At 51.8% G+C, this 3870-nt stretch carries 3 protein-coding genes and 2 pseudogenes; 1 reads left to right on the forward strand and 4 read right to left on the reverse strand.

The genetic code is table 11. The features are described from left to right. Positions 1-7: 7 nt before the first annotated feature. A pseudogene (locus CPT76_RS14945) lies at positions 8-596 on the reverse strand (TetR/AcrR family transcriptional regulator). 77 nt (positions 597-673) lie between these two features. Next, positions 674-832 (reverse strand): hypothetical protein, encoded by a 159-nt coding sequence (locus CPT76_RS38380; protein ID WP_219845430.1) that lies wholly within the window; start codon positions 830-832, stop codon positions 674-676. Between CPT76_RS38380 and CPT76_RS14950 the strand changes: the two genes are divergently transcribed. Then, positions 831-1406, forward strand: coding sequence for a DUF2306 domain-containing protein (locus CPT76_RS14950; RefSeq protein ID WP_105443455.1), 576 nt, complete (start codon positions 831-833; stop codon positions 1404-1406). The genes CPT76_RS38380 and CPT76_RS14950 overlap by 2 nt on opposite strands. 84 nt (positions 1407-1490) lie before the next feature. Here CPT76_RS14950 and CPT76_RS14955 read toward each other — a convergent pair whose 3' ends face one another. Both CPT76_RS14955 and CPT76_RS14960 read right to left on the reverse strand, forming a co-directional pair. After that, positions 1491-2468, reverse strand: coding sequence for a hypothetical protein (locus CPT76_RS14955; RefSeq protein WP_105443456.1), 978 nt, complete (start codon positions 2466-2468; stop codon positions 1491-1493). A gap of 145 nt (positions 2469-2613) precedes the next feature. Continuing rightward, positions 2614-3870 (reverse strand): annotated as a pseudogene (locus CPT76_RS14960) (amino acid permease); the annotation flags it as partial.

Below are 3870 nucleotides of genomic sequence, written 5' to 3' on the forward strand. Positions count from 1 at the left end.
GATTCTGCTAAAAAATGGCCGCAAGCGTGCCGTCAATAATCTGCCGGGCCAACGCACGGTTCGATGGTCCCCGGATAAATCACACGCAGGCCATAACAGCAGCTGAGGAACAGAGCCGTCAGCTCCGATGTATCCCGTTCACGGGAAATTTCGCCGGCGGACTGCCCTTCGCGAATCGTTTTCTCGAGAGCCTGCTCCAGCAGTGCCACATGCTGTTTGAAGATCCGCTCAACAGTCGGGTCAGTCTTTCCACGCTCTACCGACGCGTTAATAAGCAAACATCCACGGTCCTTGGCTGTCGAGCCCTCCCGGATTTCCCATTCCAACAGCTCTTGCAGCCGCTCCTTTACCGGAGCGTCGGTGTTCAGGATTTCCAATTGCGCCTCAATCCCCACCTGATGGTACCGGATCAGCGCCTGCTCATACAGCTCATGCTTGCTCCCGAAGGCATTATACAGGCTTCCTCTGCCGAGACCGGTTTCCTTGCATAAATCGTTTGTTGAGCAGGCCCCGTATCCCTGTGACCAAAACACCTCCACAGCGGCGTCGATAACGGCTGTGTCTTTGAACTCACGGGGTCTACCGCTTTTACTCATGTTTAGGCATCCCTTTCATAGGTTTGATGATTGGATTGATTCTTAGCATACTTAATTCTGTACTGTTCTGTCAAATATTATTTTTCTAATAATATCCATTCCGTCACAAAAACGACACCAAACATGCGTTGCAACCAAAAGCGTTTTCCTATAGCATAAATTTCCGAACGCAGTTCGACTACTGGCACAGCCGTGATTCGAACATTATCGCCAAACGGAGCGGAGTATTTTGCCATGTCGGCCTCGGCATTTCTCGGCTTCAAAACGGACCTGAACCATCCCCTGGACCCTAAGCTGTGGCTGATCGTCATGAGGATTCATGCCGGATTGGCCTGCTTGGCCATGATCTGCGGAGCCGTCAACTTCGCAGCACGGATCCGGATCAGACACGTAAAATTCCACCGGTTCAACGGATATTTATATGTCATTTGCGTCATGCTGGTTGGCCTCACCTCAGGTTATATGGCACCGGTCGCCACGGGAGGAAGATCGGTCAGCATTGCTTTTAACCTGTTAACGATGCTATGGCCGGCATTCACGGTGATCGCTGTAATTCAGATCCGGAAAAAGCAAATGGCCAGCCACCGGAAGTGGATGATTCGCAGCTATGCTTTCTGCTTTACAAACCTGGTTGTCCACGTCCTCACGTGGACGATCCGCACGCTTGCCGGAAGTCCTTACCCGGTCAGCTACCGGATCAGCGTGTTTATTACGATTCCTTTGCTGCTTCTCATCGCAGAGCTTGTTATTCGCACTGCGTGGCCTGGGTCAGCCGGTTCCCGGCGTTCTGCCGACAACAATAAACCGTAAGCGAAAAAAAACCGCCAGATGGCGGTTTTTCTCTTCTTATTCCTGCAAATCCCCGTACAAACAACGGTAATTTCAGTTTGAAAGCTATTCGTTCTCGATCGAATTCAGCGCTGCAAACGCCAGTGGTCCAAAACCTTCAGAAGCTTCCCTCTGCGGCTGTGTGACATGAAAAACAAATCCGCTGCCGTCAAGCTTCTTCACGATATATTCATGGGTTCCCGAGGAATCGAATGCCGTCAAAAAGATAAGCGCGTCCTTCATCGGACCGGTAAGGTCTGCCTCCCCAAGCTTCTTGATTTCGCCATACGGCTTAAGCTCTTCCTTCCCCTGCGACTCCAGCTGGTCCAAGTTGAAGTCTGCAGGCAGCTTCTCAATACGGACCGAGTACTCGTGGTCAATGTTCATATACAGCAGATGCTTGCCCGCATCAAAAGAGAACTGTTCGGGAATATACAGCGAATACCCTTTTGCCTGAACAAGCTTGGCGGGCCGCACTTCGTCGTTGCCTTCCAAGGTGACCTCCAGCTTGCCCTCGGCAGGGCGCTTACTTACATTACCGCTGTTTGCGGATGATTTAGAGTCTCCTGAATCAGATTGGCCGCCGGCCGAAGCACTGGAAGATGAATCCTTGCCGGATGTGTCGCTATCGGTGCCTTGGCCTGCTCCTTGCACGCTGTCCGTTTTTTTAATTTCGGTCAGTACGAGCTGCTTTAGCGTATCCTCGCCTTCAATAGCCTTTTCCTCGTATTTGAATTGGACGTGGTCCTGCTCCTGCAAATCGGCTACCGTTTGATCCAGCCCGTCACCCAGCTGAAAAGCGGTAGGCTTGCCGTCAACCACAATCTCCACCGTATGCGGATCAGCCTGGCCGGTATATGTTCCGGTTCCTTCCTTCACGGACGGTACCTGTTCAGCATTCCCAGGCTGGGTTGACGGATTGTTCTGCTCATCCATGTGGTCTGGCGTACCCGGCGCCGTATCCTGTTTGTCACTGCATGCGGTTACCGCAACAGCTATAGCCAGCGCCAGCAGAATCGAACTGATTTTAATCGTATTCTTCATGCTGCACCTCCGTTACCATCATAGACGGACGGAGGCGGCTTCAGGTTTCAATAAAATCGATAGTCTTGATAAAAATATCAAATGGGACGGGTCATATGAGACAGAACCCAACTGCTTCATAAGCACATCATTCGCTTTTTTTCGCTTACTTGCTTCTTCCTCCAGTCCTGGAAAACCGGATCATCGACCAGATAATCAGCACGATAAGTACGGCAATGCATACGCCGATACTTAGCCGGTTCTGCGCATCGAATAAAAACATGGCCGCGATTACCGCCAAGCAGGCCACGACGGCAGACGTAACATAAGGGTACCCCCAAACCTTAAAGGATGGCTCCACCGGATACGACTTCCGCAGCTTGATTTGTGCCAGCGATATGCAAATCCAGACCAGCAGGACGCAAAATCCCGGGACAGCCATTAACACGCGGAACAACTGATCCTGTGCAAACATGCCGAGCATGGATCCCAATATCAATATCACGGCACACAATAACAGCGTATTTACCGGGATCCCCCTCCGGTTCGTGCGGGCAAGAGCCGGCGATGCTTCGCCAGCTGCAGCCATGGAGTGAAGCATGCGCGATGCTCCGTAAATTCCCGAGTTGGCTGCAGACAGCACTGCTGTAACCAGAATAAAATTCATGAGATCCGCCGCCCCGGACAAGCCGGTCGCAGTCAGTACCTGGACAAACGGACTCGACTCGGGGCCGAGCTGGTTCCAGGGAATCAGCCCGCATATCACGAGGATCGGCAGCGTGAAAAATAATATGATCCGCAAAATAAAATTGCGTACCACTTTGGGCAGCACCTTTTCGCTGTTTTCCGTTTCCGTCAATGTTAAACCGATCAGTTCCGAACCCCCGTAGGAAAACATGACCACAAGCAAAGCGGAAAAGATGGACGTCCATCCGTTGGGCAGAAATCCTCCGGCCGCCGAGTAGTTATGCAGATACGGCGTATTGCTGCTCGGAATGATCCCGAAGATCAAGCATGCCCCTAAAACGATAAAGACGATAATCATGGCGATTTTGATCCCCGCAGCCAAAATTCGAACTCGCCGAAGCTTCCCACGCTCATCAGATTAATCAGAATAATGAAGGCCGCGCTGGCTAGACTAAGCAACCATAACGGTACCCCGGGAAACCAATACTGCAAAAAGCTGCCGGCCGCTATAATTTCAATGACGCACACGGATAGCCACAGGAAGCAGTACATCCACCCCATAATAAAGGACACTCTCTCGCCAAAGGCCTCTCGGACGAAGTCCTTCATATTTTTACCCGGGTAAACCGTAGCCATTTCCGCCATGGCTCCCATGACGACGAGCAGCAGCAGCCCGGCGAAGACGTAAGAGATAATGACGCCCGGTCCGGCAAGACCGATCGTTTCGGCACTGCCC

This window comes from Paenibacillus sp. AR247 (assembly GCF_002968895.1).
Taxonomy (GTDB): domain Bacteria; phylum Bacillota; class Bacilli; order Paenibacillales; family Paenibacillaceae; genus Paenibacillus_AQ; species Paenibacillus_AQ favisporus.

Coding starts and splice junctions, on each gene's coding strand:
- CPT76_RS14950 (WP_105443455.1), top strand. CDS start 831: ATGTCGGCCTCGGCATTTCTCGGCTTCAAAACGGACCTGAACCATCCC.
- CPT76_RS38380 (WP_219845430.1), bottom strand. CDS start 832: ATGGCAAAATACTCCGCTCCGTTTGGCGATAATGTTCGAATCACGGCT.
- CPT76_RS14955 (WP_105443456.1), bottom strand. CDS start 2,468: ATGAAGAATACGATTAAAATCAGTTCGATTCTGCTGGCGCTGGCTATA.